Genomic DNA, 15150 nt, shown 5'->3' with positions numbered 1-15150 from the left:
CAGTGAAACATACAAAGAATTCATCCGTAAATACATACCATGAAAAAAGCAGAGGTGACTAGTTTGACGTTATTACAAGTACTAAAGGAAAGGGTTTCTACATATGAAGCCGACGAACCTCGTGATCCTGTTGGTACCATCATTCACCATTTAGAAGACCGCATCATTCAACGTATGACATACAGGAGGGATAACCGGACACATGCCCAGATCATCATTCACACATCGGACAGCATGACCGTCACAACAGAAAAGGCAGAGTTGGCTGCCTTCGAAGATAGAGAAGATCAGTATAAGATATTGGATACAATCTGCTCCGTCTTTTATAAAGAAAAAGCGAAAGACAAAGATCGAAAAGCATTCCTTGAATTTCTTGATCTCTTTGCCGTTTCCACCCGTTCACAGAATGAAAAACTAGCATGTTACAGCGTTTTGAATGAGCTAAAAGCTTACGATCAAGACGCTTCTCAAAGCAAAGAGATTCTTTATAGAAATTTCATGCGATCAGAGGTGGACAAAAGAACCATCCTTGACGTGATGAAACAACTACATGAATGCTTTATTGTGTTTCGGGAATTGTCCAAAATGCCTACAGCCCAGATCAAAAAACTGATTTCTCCTGCCAAGGTCATCTATTTTGCCACCCTGACCTGGAAGATGATGAAATGGAAGGTGTTTAACTTCTGGCATGATCATTATTTCTACCTTTTTAGTAAATGGGAATCCAACCCGGACAGATTTGAAGAAATGTACGAAATCTTATGCCCGTCACTTGAAAGGACCTTCAAGGGTGATGAAGCCTCTCAGGAACACACTGAAACGATTTCGTTCACAAATAGAGACTTACGCATCGAATTTTCAAATGAAGAAGGGACCGAAGCACCATGGCATTCCTGATCATACCCATAGCGACCATTCCCTTTCTCATCTATATGTTTGCCCTAATGGACCATCACCGGCACTACAGGGTCCTGCTTCGGTACGCTCTACTCAGTGCCGGTACTTTCGCAGCCATCTTCTCCGTGACCCTGATTGTAAATCTTCATTACTTAGAAAAGTACGGTTTCCCACTCCTTCCAACGGGATCGGAAATAACGATCATGTTGATGGTTTGCGGATTGTTATTGGGTATCATCCTATTGATTGTCTTCGTGATGGGGATTTTTTCGAGAACGCCCTTTAAGCAAACCATCATACAAAGCTCACCCGTTTTTATTGTCATGAGTTTATTATGCTTGTCCATGATGATGATCTTCATTTTCGTCCTGCCCATTGCACAGAAGTCTACCTACGCTACAGCTATGAAGCGAGCGGATCGATCGTTCAGCAATATGGAGAAAGAAACGGATCAGCCACTCGGGATGACCTTGGCCGTGTCAGATCAAATATGCTATTCAAGCTCTTCTTCCTGCAGAGGATCAGATTATTCGAATCTTGTATTTATGAAGAACTTTGAGGATCGTGATCTAATTGTTCAAGTACAGATGGCCTTTTTCGATTCTTCAGGAAATGTAATGGACACCATTGAAACCGGGAGTTTGACTATCGGGGCGAATGAAACCATCCCCTTCCTTCCAAATACGGAAATCAGAAGAAACCAAAGCCCTTGGAATCGATGGACCATCGATACAGATGACCGCACAGCGAACATTCAATATCGCTACCGGTATAAAGGCGCAAACTAAGAATAGAGGCATCTGCTCATACTACAGCAGGTGCCTCTTCATTTTTACGGCATAAAGGATATTTAAATATCAATCACCATACATATGAAGTAATAGTGCCAATAGAGGAGGATCTATGATGCTAGAGAAATTCGTCGACCCGCTTCCTGTCATGGAAACGATTCAACCTATCTCTTTTCACAAGGGTTCAATGTTTTACGAGGTGACCATGAAAGAAGGGCATCAGCAACTTCACCGGGATCTTCCCCCTACTAGAATATGGGGGTACAATGGGCAATTTCCCGGACCTACCTTTAGGGTGAAACGCAATCAAACGGTGAGGGTATTGTGGAAAAACGAACTTCCAATGAAACATTTCCTCCCTATCGATACCACCGTCCATGGGGCAGGGAAAAATCAGCCCGAAGTCCGCACCGTCGTCCATCTTCACGGAGGGGCGACACCTGATACGAGTGACGGTTATCCCGATGCCTGGTTTACAAAAGGATTTAAGGAGACAGGTCCCTTCTTCCCTGGGAAAGTATACACCTATCCCAACCAGCAGCAGGCCACCACCCTCTGGTACCATGACCATGCTATCGGAATTACACGTTTGAATATTTATGCCGGACTCGCCGGAGCGTATATCATCCACGATGAAGAAGAGGAAGCGTTATCACTGCCTGCCTATTCATACGACCTGCCGCTTGTGATCATGGATCGCTCCTTTCATAACGATGGCTCCCTCTATTATCCTTCCGAACCTCAACCACCGATTCCAGGTGTCCGTCCCTCCACCCTTTCTAATTTCTTCGGGGATACGATTCTTGTTAACGGGAAGGTTTGGCCATTTCTTGAAGTCGAGCCAAGGCGCTATCGGTTTCGATTGATCAACGCATCGAATTCCCGGACGTATCAGCTTTCCCTCTCAAACGGTACACCATTCATACAAATCGGGTCTGATCAGGGGCTTCTCTCTGCACCGGTTCACGTTCGAAACATTTTGCTTGCTCCTGCTGAGCGCGCAGATGTCATCATGGACTTTTCTTCTCTGGATGGAGAATACATCACGATCCGCAACCATGCCCCAGCACCGTTTCCAAACGGTTCCTTGCCGGATCCCGAGACGACGGGTGTCCTGATGCAGTTCCGCGTGTTGAAGCAGCTCCAGAGTGAAGATACCAGCAAGATACCGAATTCACTGAATGTTGTTCCTAGGTTAAAGAAGAGAAATGCTTCCCGTACGAGAAATCTTTTGTTGAATATGACCCACGATCAATATGGCCGGGAGGTACACCTATTAAACAATCAATTATGGGATGATCCGATTACTGAAATGCCCCATCTTTGGAGTACAGAAATATGGAACTTCATCAATGTAACGGAAGGTTCCCATCCCATCCATTTACACTTGGTTCGCTTTCAAATTCTGGACCGCCAGACAATCAATAAAGAGATCTATCAAAAGGAAGGAAGGATCGTCCCAAACGGTCCACGTATCAAGCCTGAACCGAATGAACAGGGGTGGAAGGACACGGTTTGTGCGAATCCATGGGAAATGACTCGCATCATCGTTTCATTCGGCCCTTATACCGGGTTGTATGTATGGCACTGTCATATATTGGAGCATGAGGATTATGAGATGATGAGGCCTTATGTAGTGATTAAATAAAAAAGAATCTGCCCCTGATGGGCAGATTCCTTTTTTATTCGTTTTCGAGGATTTCTTTGATTTTTTTTAGATCCTTCCTATTTGCTTTTCTCATCATCGTAGAAATTAAAGGAGTCATCACTTTGGAAAATCCAGCAGGGTTTCCACTGTTTCGTAAAGTCATTTTAGTCGTTTGGTCATCAATCGACTCCCATTCATAGGTGGTTTCCATTGGGAACGGGCCGTTTGCAGTCTTCATCACAAGTTTCCGTCCAGGGATTAACTCCTTGATTTCATACACATAGGAAAGGTCCTTCCCTAAGAATCTGGCTTTGAATGCAATTTGAGAATGTAAGGATAACGGCTTTTCCGTCTTCCATTCTGCCGAATCAATGTTCACATACCATTCTGGTGCATGATCCGGGTCAGCAGCATACTCTGCAACCTTTTGAATCGGACAGTGTATCGTTATGTCGGTTATGACATCTACCATGGCCTTATTTCCTTTCGACATAATTTTTCAAAAGGGTTCCGAGTAAATAGGTCCACCCTTCCGAATGCTTTTCTTCCCAGTCCTCTTCAATGACTCCTGACGCTGCATGGGATAATTGAAGCAAGGTGGATTCACCCTTTTCAATCAACCGATACGTATACGCACTGTTTACTGCCCCTTGCATTCCGAGATGACCGTGCAGACGGATTTCTTCCGGGGCGTTCACATAGTACACTGTTCCCCACAGAGCTCCTTCATCCTCCCGCCATTTTTCGATGAACTGACCGCCGGGTACAGCATCGAATGTGAACTGAGAAGATACTCCCTCTGGGGCTAATTTAAATTCCCACCAGTCCCCTGCCTGCTCGGTTAACGCTTTAAACACCTGTTCACGTGGTGCATCAATCATGACTTCTTGTTCAATACGGAAAGCTTTACTTTGTTCCATTGTTTCTTCTCCTCCTTTATTTTCTGCTAATGATCGCAGCTTCAGCAATGAATTGGCAGTGGACTCCATATATTTCCCAACCCACCTGTTGTGCATTTCCTGCAATGGAACCGCGTTCAGGTAGTTACGCCGGAATTTGCCTTCGCGCTTCACCACGATCAAATTTCCTTCCTCGAGGATGGTTAAATGCTTCATGATCGCATATCTTGTCACCTCGGGGAAGAATTCATTCAGTTCGCCTGTCGTTCTTGCTGACTTCTTCAAAAGGTCAAGAATCTCCCGTCTAATAGGATGTCCCAACGCCTTGAACAAAGTGGAAAGTTCGTCTTTCATCTTAACGATCCTTTCGTTGTTAAATAACATGTGATTAAATGGTCACATTTAATATGTGACTTTATAGTAACATGTTGAATTCAAAAAAACAATAACGATGGAAGTTGGAAATAACTTCTTTTCCAATGAAGATTCTACTCTTAATAAAACAAAAGCCCCCAATCTGAGATTGGAGGCAAACTAACATTATTTTTTCATAACTGGAACCCATACCTCACACCGATAATTCTCATCATTCGGATTTCCTGGAGGATACAACTCAAACTCAGGGCCATTTCCATGCTCATAACCTGTGGATGGAAACCATTCCGAGAAGATGCGCTTCCATACAGCCTGGATCGCGCCCGGCATGGGACCGACGGATTCAAATACCGCCCATTTGGATGCAGGGATCTCCTTTACCTCCAGTGAATTGTCTTGATCAGTCTTTTTCCCAGCCCCGATAAAATACGTAAACTCTTCATTTGGATGATCAAATTCCATACAGATTCCGAGCAATTCGTCATTTCCTGCCGCTTCACAAATCGTCCGGTCTAATCCCGACGTATTGACTTCATCCCAGAAGGCCGGGATGTCTTGCAAATTTTGACCATTACAGGTTGATACCCTTTTTCCTTTTCCAATCACTTGGAACGCATCTTTCTCGACAATTTTATAATCCATTTCAACTTCCCCTTTAAGTTGGATTTGGAAGGATATACGTGGAAATGCCTTTAAAGGAGTTCCTGCTTCCCTCACCTGGGATGGGGATACACCATGAGCTCTCCGAAAGGCTTTTGAGAAGGATTCAGGTGTTTCATATCCATATTTGAAAGCAACATCGATGACCTTGGCGTTCGGACGATTCAGTTCCTGTGCCGCTAAGGTCAGTCTCCTCCTCCGGATATATTCGGCCACAGTACTGCCCGTGACTAAAGAAAACATCCTTTGAAAATGGAACTTCGAATGGAGTGACAGCCGGGCAAGTTCCTCCAACTCAATTTCTCCTTCAAGATTGTCCTCAATGTATTGAATACAGTCATTCATCCTATGCAGCATTTCCATTGTTTATCTACTCCCCACACATCTAATGTACCATCCTGATTGGATATGCTCCGGTCATTCTGTGCGATTCAGTGACCGGTTGTTTCAGTAAAATGGTTTAATTGTATATAAGCGTGTCATACTAACCTTCATCAAGACTTTACTTCTACATTTTTTCTCCATTCTCCTTCTTCGATTGACATGAAACCATTTGGTGTTATATCATTGGATATGAAACCAATTGGTGTTATATTAAAACACAGAAAGCAGGCGACAACTATGCAGTCAAATCAAAGCAACCAACTTCAAGATATTAAGCAAACAGCGCTTTTTAATGCGCCGATTCAAAAAGTATGGGAAACGGTTTCCACATCAGAAGGGATTTCTTCATGGTTTATGCCCAATGATTTTCAACTTGAAGTCGGACACGAATTTCATATTCAGTCCCCTTTTGGACCTTCGCCTTGTAAAGTATTGGAGATAGACCCTCCCCATAAGCTATCGTTCTCATGGGATACGGATGGATGGTTTGTGGAATTCCGATTAAAAGAAGTTGGCAATCAAACAGAGTTCACAGTGATCCATGGTGGCTGGAAGCATGATGATGCCGTTGTTTCTAAACCTAACGAAAAAAGCTCCGTTATCCGGGAACGCATGGCAAACGGCTGGGTCGGTATAGTAGAACAGAGACTTCGGAAGGTTGTGGAAGGATAAGTGTCTGCCGTTAAACATGACGTATTTCAGGCAATTGCAGACCCGACCCGTCGGGAAGTGCTGCGCCTGCTTTCTGAAAAAGAGATGCCCATTTCCTCTCTCACTTCCCATTTTCCGATGAGCCGTACCGCCATCGTAAAGCATCTGACCATCCTTTCTGAAGCCGATCTGGTCCGCGGGGAAAAGGTCGGCAGGGAGAAAATCTATCGCCTGCAGCCCGAACCGCTGGCAGAACTGAAGGACTGGCTAACGTATTATGAACAGTTCTGGACCAATAAATTGGCCAAACTTAAATATGTCCTCGAAGACAGCAAGGAAGACTGAGTTCGAAGAGGGACGGACCTTTGCATCAAAGGTCCGTCCCTCTCTCTTTTGAAGTTAGAGCATAGGAACTACATCTACATCTTCTATTCTCCTGATTTCCAATCATATACATATAGAGTAAAGCGTTGGCGAACGGGGGAGAAAAATGAGAAATAGAGCTGATGACCACAATTATGGTGATCTTTCTTATCCAGAAGATATGGTGTCCATCGTGAGGAATGGATTGGTTCCCACACAAGAACCAAAGAAAGTGATCATTATCGGGGCTGGCATGGCGGGACTGGTTGCAGGATCCTTATTAAAAAAGGCGGGTCATTCCGTCACCATCCTTGAGGGAAGTGACCGCATCGGTGGAAGGGTATATACGCTGAGAGAGCCTTTTTCAGAAGGTCAATACCTCGATGTCGGAGCTATGCGATTTCCGGAAACTCATGATTTAGTCTTTGAATATATCCGTAAATTCAACTTACCGACCAATGAATTCATCAATAAAAGTGACCTTTACCTCGTAAATGGCATCCAAACGACCGATTCGAATTACAACAGTAATCCGGATATCTTCAATTATCCTTTACCTCCTGAAGAACAGGGAAAAACGGCTGTCGAATTATTATCCTCCGCTGTGAAACCATTCTTGGACTTGTACGAAAAAGCAAGTCCTGAAGAACAAGAGCGATTACGGTTAAAGTTTGATCATTATTCATTCGATGTATTCTTACGTTCCAACCCAATTGGTACCTCTCTCTCCCCCGAAGCTATCCGGATCGTAAAAGTCTTATTAGGTATCGAAGGATTCCCAGAACTCTCTTTCGTTGATATTTTATTGGACATCGTCCGTACGGTTTTCAATGAAAAATTAAAGTTTTACGAAATTGATGGAGGGAATGACAAACTTCCTTACTCTTTTTTGCCAGAGCTTCAGCAGAATATCATCTTTTCTCATAAAGTACATGGGATCCTTCAAAAGGATGACGGCGTTGAGGTCATCACAAGAGACCGCACGACAAACCGTTATCATCGTTTTGAGGGTGATTACACCATCGTGACCGTCCCTTATTCTGTTTTTCAATTTATCGATGTTCATCCCTATGAATCCATCTCCTTTCAAAAATGGAAGGCGATACGGGAACTGAATTATGTTTCATCTGTCAAGATAGGGTTGGAGTTCAAATCAAAGTTCTGGGAATCCTTCAAAATAGGAAATATCATCACGGATCTTCCCATCCGGTATACGTACCGCCCAAGTCATGGTATCGGGGCCACTGGCCCAGGTGTCATGCTCGGCAGTTACAGCTGGGGACAAAATGCCAATCTGTGGAATAGCCTTCCTGAGGATGAGCGAATCCGTGAAGCACTGCAGGGACTGTATAAAATATACGGGGAACAAGTATACAAAGAATTTTCAAAAGGGGCCTCCTACAGTTGGGGAGAAAACCAATTTTCCGCAGGATGCTTCACCCTCTTCGCCCCCAACCAGGCAACGGACTTCTCTGATCATCTGTACCTCCCGGAGCACCGCATCCACTTTGCCGGAGAACACACCTCCCCATTCCACGGCTGGGTCGAAGGGGCCATCGAATCCGCTATCCGTGCCGCCTACGAAGTCAACAACAGAAATGATTAAGAGAGAGGGACGGACCTTTGCTTAGAAGGTCCGTCCCTCTCTCTTAGTAGATCTTCGCCATGATGACCATGGAGATGAAGACGGTCATGATGGTGAGGCTTGTTATAACGTACATTAGATTCAAAGCTGTCAGCTCAATCAGTTCAAGCCCAAGTATCGACATTAAAATGATGAAAAAAGTTAGAATGGCAAAATAGGAGTAAAAGATACCCTTTTCCCTGATCATCTTCATCCGCTCATCCTTTTCCTTGAACTGCGGATAAAGATAATGCATGCAAAAGCTCATGACTGTCAAAGCCATTGGGTTAAGAGCGAAATATGGAAATTCCTTTGCCATTATGCCCACGAAGAATAAGAAACCGGTCTGTATAGCCAGAACCCAGCCTAAAATCAGATAACCCTTCGTCACAATTTCTTTTCCCCTTTCTCTTCATAGACAAAAATCTCTTCAATCGTCGTTTCGAACACATGCGCAAGCTGAAAAGCCAGATTCAAAGAAGGGTCATACTTCCCTTTTTCAATCGATATGATGGTTTGTCTTGATACCCCTAGTCTTGCGGCCAATCGTTCCTGGGAGTATCCAAATATTTTTCGATAGTCCACTAGTTTGTTTTTCAAAGAAGGATCCCTCCTTATATTTCCATATCATAGTGTAAAGGAAACTTAACGTCAAGCACCTTTTACATATTTTCCTACGAAACTTTTTCCGCTTTCATTCGTATTTCATACTAGCTATAAAAAGGGATGTGAGGATTCGTGCATGAGGCTATGGGAAGAATCGGAATATATCAGGGTATCTTAATGATCCAGGCACAGCAGGCAACAATGATTGCCGCTTTATCCGTGACAACCTCCGGAGGGGATTCTTAAGATGGCCGGACTGAGTTTATTCGCTGTCGGCTTTCCTGCAGTCATTACCATCCTTGTGATCGTCGGCTTTTATAAAGTATTTGTCAGGAAAAAAAGCCCTTCTCTCTATTACACACCCTTTGACCAGGTAACCGGCCAGACTGAAGTGGAATTCCACGAAGAGCAGGAGACCATTGTGGAGGACGAGGATTACGGGGAGGGAATGAAGTAGTTTTAAGGGACGGACCTATGCATCCAAGGTCCGTCCCTCTCTGTTCATTATTTCACTTTGATCACGATTTTTCCTTTTGCATGGTGCGTTTCGCTTAATGCGTGTGCATCCCTTAGTCCCTGTTGACTTAGCTCGAAGGTTTCACCGATCACGGGTTTTAGCTGGCCGGATTCATATAGATCGGCAAGCTTGGCAAGCTGTTCTCCTTTAGGATCGAGCCACAGAAATCCTGCTTTTACGCCATACTTTGCCGCTTCCTCCTCATTTGGAGGCTGCGCAATCGAAACGAGTTTCCCATTTTCCTTCAATACCTTATAGCTGTTGGACTGAACCTCACCGCCCATGGAATCGAGCACCAAATCATATCCCTTCAGCACGTCACTGAAATCTTCTTCTTTATAATTAATGAACTGATCTGCGCCAAGAGAACGGACAAATTCTTCATTCTTCCCGCTTGCTGTCGTTGCCACGTGTGCTCCGAAGCTTTTCGCAATCTGGATGGCAAAGCTTCCTACTCCACCGGAACCTGCGTGGATGAGCACTTTATCTCCCTCTTTGATTCCACCGAAATCCACCAGACATTGCCAAGCTGTCAAACCTGCAAGGGGAATGGCCGCTGCTTCTTCAAAACTCATGCTCTCAGGCATTTTCGCAAGCAGCTCTTCATCTACTGCTACATACTCCGCGTATGTTCCTTCCCTAGTCGTGGCCGGTCTGGCAAATACACGGTCTCCTACTTCAAACCCTTTTACATTTTTACCTTTTTTTGCGATTACTCCCGCTGCATCCCATCCTAAGATGATTGGAAATGTAAAGTCGAGCATATCTTTTAAATACCCCGCCCTCACCTTCCAATCGATGGGATTGATGGATGTGGCATGATTTTCGAGTAAGATTTGATTGTCTCCAATCTCCGGCTGATTGATCTCTTTTTCCATTAAAACGTCTTTGTCTCCATATTGATTGATAATGATCGCTTTCATTTAAGTGGCCTCCCTGTTTTTTATCATACGGTTTATGTTCCCTCTTACTCAGGGTATTTAAACAGTGAATGGCCCATCAAGAAGGCGGCAAAGTATATTACTGGATTCTTCGCATTCACTATTGTAAATTTAAGACAAACTACATAGTAATAAGCATATGGGAATCTAACTTACAAAAGGAGGAACACTATGCAACACTACAATCTCATCATTAACGGAGAACAAACCGGAACGGACCTTGATAAGAAGGAGGTCATAAATCCTGCCACGTCGGAAGTGGTTGCCACCATCCCGAATGGAGGTAAAAAAGAGGCCACGCAAGCCGCTGATGCAGCTTTCACCGCATTCAAGGACTGGTCTCAATATTCAGCTTATGAACGAAGTGAACTCCTTCGAAAATGGTATGACTTGATCAACGAGAACAAAGAGGACCTGGCACGGACCATGACGATCGAACAAGGTAAGCCGCTAAAAGAAGCCCTCGGTGAAATCCAATATGCCAACGGGTTCATCTCCTGGTACGCCGAAGAAGGAAAGCGGGTTTACGGAGAACAGATCCCGGCCACCCAGCGCAACAAACGATTATTCGTCCATAAACAGCCGGTCGGGGTTGTAGCCGTCATCACCCCGTGGAACTTCCCAGCTGCGATGATCACCCGTAAAGTGGCACCTGCCCTTGCTACAGGTTGTACGGTCGTCATCAAACCGGCAAACCAGACTCCTTTGACTGCGTTAAAAATGGCGGCTCTTGCTGAAGAAGCAGGGATCCCCAAAGGCGTCATCAATGTGGTGACAGGCGATTCGAAATCCATCGGAGAAGCGTGGATGGAAGATACCCGAGTTCGTAAACTGACATTCACCGGTTCCACGGAAGTAGGGAAGGTCCTGATGAAAGGCTCAGCTGACACCGTCAAGAAAATATCCCTAGAACTCGGAGGTCACGCTCCTGTTATCGTAATGGCAGACTCTGATTTAGAAAAAGCCGTCGATGGAGTCATCGCCTCTAAGTTCAGGAATGCCGGCCAAACGTGTGTCTGCTCCAACCGTATTTATGTTCATGAATCTATTGCCGATTCTTTTTCAGAAAAACTGGTTGAAAAAGTGAAGGAACTGAAAGTCGGTAACGGACTGGATGAGGGTGTTGATATCGGTCCATTGATTGATGAGGGCGCCATCGAGAAAGTCCGGAAGCATGTGGAGGATGCGGTAAACAAAGGAGCTACTGTTGCCTACGGAGGAAATGGAATAGAGGGATTATACTTTGAACCCACAGTGTTGACGAACGTCAACGATGACATGCTCTGTATGAGAGATGAAACATTCGGTCCAGTGGCTCCGGTCACAACGTTTAAAACGGAAGAGGAAGCCATCGAGAGGGCCAATAATTCCATCTATGGACTTGCTGCTTATGTATTCACTGAAAATATTACAAAGGGCATCCGGATCAGCGAACAATTGGAATACGGAATCGTCGGATTGAATGACGGGATGCCGTCCACCCCTCAAGCGCCGTTCGGCGGATTCAAGCAAAGCGGACTCGGCCGTGAAGGCGGGCACCAGGGCATCGAAGAATTTTTGGAAGTAAAATATATCTCACTCGGATTATAATAGAAAAAAGGCGCGCATCCCCATGCGTGCCTTTTTCATGTTTACTTTTTTGAAAAACGTTCCTGGATTTCCCGGTACAAATACAGTAAGCCGGCCATAAAGAATAAGAATATAAGAAAGTTCATATTTTCTGGTCTTGCAAACCCCTCAAACCCCTGTAAAAACAAGAAAAGCATTCCGAAAGAAAGATAGATTGCCGCTGCAACATGCTTCATGGAACCCACTCCCCTATCTATTTTTCTATATACATATTCCTGTAAGATTCATGGCATAACCAGAAGATAAAGAACCTAACGGCGGATGCTTCAATAAAGCAGCAGGGGAAAGGTTGTGAACCTTTCCCCTGCTGCTTTTTAGAATATCAATTGGTCTCTTTCACATACACTTTTATGGACTTTCCGCTTAATCCTACTGCTTCTGTTGAATGTGTCCAGCCGTATTTTTCATAATAATCTTCCAGATCTGTTGAGAGATAGAGCCTGCTATAGCCTTTTTTATCGGCTTCTTTCAATGCATGGTCAAGAAGAATGGAACCAAGTCTTCTTCCTCTATGTTCAGGGTCTACGTACAGGCATGCCAACCAAGGATAAAGATCCTGCCGGCTGTTGAGGTCATTTCTTAATAACGCGTATGTGCCAATGATTTCTCCGTCCTCCAAAGCAGTATAGAATCGTGGAAGATTTTCTTCAGTTTGACAGGAATGGAACATACAATCCTCATAGAACCTTCGATTATCTTCACTCCCCCACTGTTCCCAGAATACTTTCACAGCTTCATCAAACATGCTTGAATCCTTGTGTAACTCTACGATCTTCATTATGAAATTCCTCACTTTTTTGTTTGTTGTATCTCTATAATGAGTTCTACTTTTATGAGTGAATTCCTTTTTTGATCAAAAAAAGCACGTTCAAACTTCGAACGTGCCGTCACAAAAAATCAATATGCTCCATCAGAATACGTCAGTTCATAACTGTGAGAATAGATTTCGAAAATATTCCCGAATGGATCCTCGACGTACACCATACGATAAGGTTTTTCTCCAGGATAGTACTCACGGACAGGCATACGTTGTTTTCCGCCATGTTCCTTAATCTTCTCCACCATGCCTTCCACATCGGGATCCTGGATGCAGAAATGGAATAATCCCGTCTTCCAATATTCAAAATTATTCTCAGGCTTTTCGTTGTGAGGGAATTCAAATAGTTCAATCCCAATTTTATCTCCTGTTGCCATGTGGGCGATTCTAAACTTCTCCCAGTCGTTTCCGAAAACGTCACGGCACATCTGTCCAATGGCCGTATCATCATTTTCGACATCGGAAGGTTCCATGATGATATACCAGCCGAATACCTCTTGGTAAAATTTAATGGCTTCTTCTAGGTTTGGGACGGATAGTCCAATATGAGAAAATGATCTTGGATATGGTAACATGAATAAATCCTCCTTCGTTTTGATTAGTTTCATCTAACACGACTTCATTATACAAAGCTGAGCGAATCAATGTAAGAATGCACTTTTTTGTGAGAAACTAACCTGTAGGTAAGAAAGGACTGGTCTTTGATGAATACATCTGTTGATCAACAAGGAAAACTGAAATGTTCAATCGAATACACGTTGAGGAAAATCGGTGGAAAATGGAAAACGGTCATCCTCTGGCATCTTGGAACAGAGGGGACACACCGCTACAATGAATTGCGCCGCCTTCTACCCGGCGTTACCCATAAAGTATTGAGTCAGCAATTGAAAGAACTCGAAGAAGACGGATTCATCAACCGCACCCAATACGACACCATCCCCCCAAAAGTCGAATACTCCATGACCGACCTCGGCATGACCCTCATGCCCATCCTCCAGCACATGCATGTGTGGGGAAAAGAACATGGAGAGTTTTAGAGGGGTATCAAAAGAGAGGGAGACAGAGAGGGACGGACCTCCACAAGGATATCTTATGTAAAGTAAGTATCCGTTCTGGAGGTCCGTCCCTCAATTATATAGGTGCTTATATCAAATCAATCAAAAACAATACACTGAAGATCGTAAGGACGATACCCGCTGCTCGATTTATCATTTTCAATGAAGCAGGCCCGACCCTGCTACTTATCCATCCACCTACTAACGCAAGCGCAGCCCACCAAAGGGCAGATCCTGAAAATACTCCCAATACAACCATCATGGCGGTTAGGAAATCCTCTGGTCCAGCCACTCGAAAAACCCCAAATATCGCAATAAATGCAAGGATTGTCATCGGATTCGTGAGCGTTAATAAGAAAACGGACAAAAATCCTTTAACGGGGGACGTCGTATGCGGTTCTCCTACCTTTAATGCAGCAGGTTGAGAGGTGAATGTCTTCCACCCCAGCAGCAAAAGGAATACCCCTCCCCATACTTGAATCCAGAATTGATGATTCAGAAGAAAACCGGAAACCATTGTAAGACCCGTAACAGCAATCAACCCGTAAAAGGCATCAGCCGTTGCAGCCCCCAACCCTGATATGAAACCTGTCCTCCTCCCATATGCAAGCGTCCTTTGAATGCAAAGAATTCCTACAGGTCCCACTGGTGCAGCAATCGCCACTCCTATAATAAGGCTCTTTAAAAATAATAATGCAGCAGTCATTGATTCCTCTCCTTATTCTGAAGAAAGCGTATCGGATGGTAGCGGCAAGACAGAACTTTCTTTATGAGAATCCATTACAATAGTAGTCTTTGTCCTGATGATGCCCTGAAGACTTTTAATCTCATGACTGATAATCCGGTCGAGATCCTTCGTGTTTCTGCTTCTAATTTTCAAGAGATAGTCATCCTCTCCTGCAATATGGTGGCATTCCTGTACCTCATCCAATTCATGGATCAGCTTGAGAAAAGGTTCTCGATGCTCTGGGCGTTCCAATGAAACTGCCACAAAGGCCGTCAGCTCCGCACCTACACTGGCAGGGTCAATGATGGCTCCGAAATGCTTGATTACACCCTGTTCCACGAGCCGGTTCACCCTATCCGCCGTTGCAGGTGCGCTCAGTCCAATCGTTGTTGCCAGATCAGACCACTTGATTCTTGAATCTTTCATAATCGCGTCTATTATCTTATTATCGTAAGAATCCATAATCCAAAACCTCATTTAATTAAGTTTTCTATATAATAACTTACTTTTCATAAGTTATGAAGCGTCGAATTTCAAATGAGGGACGGACCTCTATACGGATATCT

20 protein-coding genes are annotated in these 15150 nt (G+C 44.2%); 9 read left to right on the top strand and 11 right to left on the bottom strand.

Annotated features, from left to right (window positions below):
* Positions 1–63: 63 nt before the first annotated feature.
* The 3 genes from LCL96_RS16975 to LCL96_RS16965 all read left to right on the top strand — a co-directional run bounded on the left by LCL96_RS16975 (position 64) and on the right by LCL96_RS16965 (position 3336).
* Positions 64–897, top strand: coding sequence for a hypothetical protein (locus LCL96_RS16975; RefSeq protein ID WP_224943066.1), 834 nt, complete (start codon positions 64–66; stop codon positions 895–897).
* Positions 885–1685, top strand: coding sequence for a hypothetical protein (locus LCL96_RS16970; RefSeq protein ID WP_224943054.1), 801 nt, complete (start codon positions 885–887; stop codon positions 1683–1685). Before LCL96_RS16975 ends, LCL96_RS16970 begins: the two co-directional genes overlap by 13 nt.
* 115 nt (positions 1686–1800) lie before the next feature.
* Entirely contained in the window at positions 1801–3336 is a 1536-nt protein-coding gene (locus tag LCL96_RS16965) for a multicopper oxidase family protein (protein ID WP_224943051.1), read from the top strand.
* 34 nt (positions 3337–3370) lie between these two features.
* Here the strand turns inward: LCL96_RS16965 and LCL96_RS16960 are convergent, their stop codons facing one another.
* The 3 genes from LCL96_RS16960 to LCL96_RS16950 all read right to left on the bottom strand — a co-directional run bounded on the left by LCL96_RS16960 (position 3371) and on the right by LCL96_RS16950 (position 5633).
* Complete coding sequence (locus tag LCL96_RS16960; protein ID WP_224943048.1) at positions 3371–3808, bottom strand: SRPBCC family protein; 438 nt, start codon at positions 3806–3808, stop codon at positions 3371–3373.
* Between the two features lie 4 nt (positions 3809–3812).
* A complete protein-coding gene (locus LCL96_RS16955; protein WP_224943046.1) occupies positions 3813–4589 on the bottom strand; it encodes an SRPBCC domain-containing protein in 777 nt (258 codons plus the stop codon).
* Between the two features lie 186 nt (positions 4590–4775).
* A complete protein-coding gene (locus tag LCL96_RS16950; RefSeq protein ID WP_224943044.1) occupies positions 4776–5633 on the bottom strand; it encodes an AraC family transcriptional regulator in 858 nt (285 codons plus the stop codon).
* 258 nt (positions 5634–5891) lie between these two features.
* Here LCL96_RS16950 and LCL96_RS16945 point away from each other — a divergent pair, with 258 nt between their 5' ends.
* The 3 genes from LCL96_RS16945 to LCL96_RS16935 all read left to right on the top strand — a co-directional run bounded on the left by LCL96_RS16945 (position 5892) and on the right by LCL96_RS16935 (position 8274).
* Complete coding sequence (locus LCL96_RS16945) at positions 5892–6326, top strand: SRPBCC family protein (protein WP_224943539.1); 435 nt, start codon at positions 5892–5894, stop codon at positions 6324–6326.
* Positions 6327–6650: an ArsR/SmtB family transcription factor gene (locus LCL96_RS16940; RefSeq protein ID WP_224943042.1), complete on the top strand. Its 324-nt coding sequence runs from the start codon at positions 6327–6329 to the stop codon at positions 6648–6650.
* Between the two features lie 145 nt (positions 6651–6795).
* Entirely contained in the window at positions 6796–8274 is a 1479-nt protein-coding gene (locus LCL96_RS16935) for a flavin monoamine oxidase family protein (protein ID WP_224943033.1), read from the top strand.
* Between the two features lie 43 nt (positions 8275–8317).
* Here LCL96_RS16935 and LCL96_RS16930 read toward each other — a convergent pair whose 3' ends face one another.
* Positions 8318–8683, bottom strand: coding sequence for a permease (locus LCL96_RS16930; RefSeq protein WP_224943031.1), 366 nt, complete (start codon positions 8681–8683; stop codon positions 8318–8320).
* Complete coding sequence (locus LCL96_RS16925; protein ID WP_224943029.1) at positions 8680–8892, bottom strand: helix-turn-helix transcriptional regulator; 213 nt, start codon at positions 8890–8892, stop codon at positions 8680–8682. The genes LCL96_RS16930 and LCL96_RS16925 overlap by 4 nt, the downstream gene beginning before the upstream one ends.
* A gap of 253 nt (positions 8893–9145) precedes the next feature.
* Here LCL96_RS16925 and LCL96_RS16920 point away from each other — a divergent pair, with 253 nt between their 5' ends.
* Complete coding sequence (locus LCL96_RS16920) at positions 9146–9355, top strand: DUF3951 domain-containing protein (protein WP_224943027.1); 210 nt, start codon at positions 9146–9148, stop codon at positions 9353–9355.
* Positions 9356–9402: 47 nt separating this feature from the next.
* On the opposite strand, the gene LCL96_RS16915 is transcribed toward LCL96_RS16920, so the two are convergent.
* Positions 9403–10338: an NADP-dependent oxidoreductase gene (locus LCL96_RS16915; protein ID WP_224943025.1), complete on the bottom strand. Its 936-nt coding sequence runs from the start codon at positions 10336–10338 to the stop codon at positions 9403–9405.
* A gap of 189 nt (positions 10339–10527) precedes the next feature.
* On the opposite strand from LCL96_RS16915, the gene LCL96_RS16910 reads away from it, so the two are divergent.
* Positions 10528–11946, top strand: a complete 1419-nt coding sequence (locus LCL96_RS16910) for an NAD-dependent succinate-semialdehyde dehydrogenase (protein WP_224943023.1) — start codon at positions 10528–10530, stop codon at positions 11944–11946.
* A 41-nt stretch (positions 11947–11987) separates the two neighbouring features.
* Here LCL96_RS16910 and LCL96_RS16905 read toward each other — a convergent pair whose 3' ends face one another.
* The 3 genes from LCL96_RS16905 to LCL96_RS16895 all read right to left on the bottom strand — a co-directional run bounded on the left by LCL96_RS16905 (position 11988) and on the right by LCL96_RS16895 (position 13377).
* Positions 11988–12161 carry a hypothetical protein gene (locus LCL96_RS16905; protein ID WP_224943021.1) on the bottom strand — a complete coding sequence of 58 codons (174 nt, stop codon included), beginning with the start codon at positions 12159–12161 and terminating at the stop codon, positions 11988–11990.
* 146 nt (positions 12162–12307) lie between these two features.
* Complete coding sequence (locus LCL96_RS16900) at positions 12308–12763, bottom strand: GNAT family N-acetyltransferase (protein WP_224943018.1); 456 nt, start codon at positions 12761–12763, stop codon at positions 12308–12310.
* A gap of 119 nt (positions 12764–12882) precedes the next feature.
* Positions 12883–13377: a lactoylglutathione lyase family protein gene (locus LCL96_RS16895; RefSeq protein WP_224943015.1), complete on the bottom strand. Its 495-nt coding sequence runs from the start codon at positions 13375–13377 to the stop codon at positions 12883–12885.
* A 129-nt stretch (positions 13378–13506) separates the two neighbouring features.
* Between LCL96_RS16895 and LCL96_RS16890 the strand changes: the two genes are divergently transcribed.
* Positions 13507–13839 carry a winged helix-turn-helix transcriptional regulator gene (locus LCL96_RS16890; RefSeq protein WP_224943012.1) on the top strand — a complete coding sequence of 111 codons (333 nt, stop codon included), beginning with the start codon at positions 13507–13509 and terminating at the stop codon, positions 13837–13839.
* 106 nt (positions 13840–13945) lie between these two features.
* Here LCL96_RS16890 and LCL96_RS16885 read toward each other — a convergent pair whose 3' ends face one another.
* The gene (locus tag LCL96_RS16885; RefSeq protein WP_224943010.1) at positions 13946–14563 is read right to left on the bottom strand and encodes a LysE family translocator; all 618 of its coding nucleotides are present in this window, start codon (positions 14561–14563) and stop codon (positions 13946–13948) included.
* 12 nt (positions 14564–14575) lie between these two features.
* Positions 14576–15046, bottom strand: a complete 471-nt coding sequence (locus tag LCL96_RS16880) for an Lrp/AsnC family transcriptional regulator (RefSeq protein ID WP_224943008.1) — start codon at positions 15044–15046, stop codon at positions 14576–14578.
* Positions 15047–15150 lie beyond the last annotated feature (104 nt).

This window comes from Rossellomorea aquimaris, assembly GCF_020172085.1.
In the GTDB taxonomy this organism is placed as follows: domain Bacteria; phylum Bacillota; class Bacilli; order Bacillales; family Bacillaceae_B; genus Rossellomorea; species Rossellomorea aquimaris_E.
Note: the sequence above shows the minus strand (reverse complement) of the source record. Positions and strands in the feature narration are given on the sequence as shown.

Bases quoted from the DNA above. Each gene is read 5' to 3' on its own strand.
- LCL96_RS16970 (WP_224943054.1), top strand. From the start codon at position 885: ATGGCATTCCTGATCATACCCATAGCGACCATTCCCTTTCTCATCTAT.
- LCL96_RS16965 (WP_224943051.1), top strand. From the start codon at position 1,801: ATGATGCTAGAGAAATTCGTCGACCCGCTTCCTGTCATGGAAACGATT.
- LCL96_RS16960 (WP_224943048.1), bottom strand. From the start codon at position 3,808: ATGGTAGATGTCATAACCGACATAACGATACACTGTCCGATTCAAAAG.
- LCL96_RS16955 (WP_224943046.1), bottom strand. From the start codon at position 4,589: ATGAAAGACGAACTTTCCACTTTGTTCAAGGCGTTGGGACATCCTATT.
- LCL96_RS16950 (WP_224943044.1), bottom strand. From the start codon at position 5,633: ATGGAAATGCTGCATAGGATGAATGACTGTATTCAATACATTGAGGAC.
- LCL96_RS16945 (WP_224943539.1), top strand. From the start codon at position 5,892: ATGCAGTCAAATCAAAGCAACCAACTTCAAGATATTAAGCAAACAGCG.
- LCL96_RS16935 (WP_224943033.1), top strand. From the start codon at position 6,796: ATGAGAAATAGAGCTGATGACCACAATTATGGTGATCTTTCTTATCCA.
- LCL96_RS16920 (WP_224943027.1), top strand. From the start codon at position 9,146: ATGGCCGGACTGAGTTTATTCGCTGTCGGCTTTCCTGCAGTCATTACC.
- LCL96_RS16915 (WP_224943025.1), bottom strand. From the start codon at position 10,338: ATGAAAGCGATCATTATCAATCAATATGGAGACAAAGACGTTTTAATG.
- LCL96_RS16910 (WP_224943023.1), top strand. From the start codon at position 10,528: ATGCAACACTACAATCTCATCATTAACGGAGAACAAACCGGAACGGAC.
- LCL96_RS16905 (WP_224943021.1), bottom strand. From the start codon at position 12,161: ATGAAGCATGTTGCAGCGGCAATCTATCTTTCTTTCGGAATGCTTTTC.
- LCL96_RS16900 (WP_224943018.1), bottom strand. From the start codon at position 12,763: ATGAAGATCGTAGAGTTACACAAGGATTCAAGCATGTTTGATGAAGCT.
- LCL96_RS16895 (WP_224943015.1), bottom strand. From the start codon at position 13,377: ATGTTACCATATCCAAGATCATTTTCTCATATTGGACTATCCGTCCCA.
- LCL96_RS16890 (WP_224943012.1), top strand. From the start codon at position 13,507: ATGAATACATCTGTTGATCAACAAGGAAAACTGAAATGTTCAATCGAA.
- LCL96_RS16885 (WP_224943010.1), bottom strand. From the start codon at position 14,563: ATGACTGCTGCATTATTATTTTTAAAGAGCCTTATTATAGGAGTGGCG.
- LCL96_RS16880 (WP_224943008.1), bottom strand. From the start codon at position 15,046: ATGGATTCTTACGATAATAAGATAATAGACGCGATTATGAAAGATTCA.